The 241-nt window shown below is 61.4% G+C and carries 1 pseudogene; it reads right to left on the bottom strand.

The features are described from left to right. Window positions 1-2: 2 nt before the first annotated feature. A pseudogene (locus SM755_RS24100) lies at window positions 3-241 on the bottom strand (ABC transporter substrate-binding protein); the annotation flags it as partial.

The following is a 241-nucleotide window of genomic DNA, read 5'->3' on the forward strand; positions in this document are numbered from 1 at the left end:
TACTAGTCGCGCTCTCCGACGTAGACGACGTTCTTTTTCTGTCTGGATCGGCCGGCGGCACCTGCCCGCGGCTTTTCGACCCAACTGTAATGCATGTTCTCCGCCACGTTGTGCAGGAGCGGGAGGAAGACGACGTCTTCCCAGTTGGCCTCCTCCATCGAGACGTAGGCCTCGTTACGGGCATCCTGTCCCGCTTCGGGGGCAGGATTGTTCTGGACCTTTTCCCAGGCGTCGGCTGCGC

The sequence above is a fragment of the Natrialba sp. PRR66 genome, assembly GCF_034808065.1.
GTDB classification, from domain to species: Archaea; Halobacteriota; Halobacteria; order Halobacteriales; family Natrialbaceae; genus Natrialba; species Natrialba aegyptia.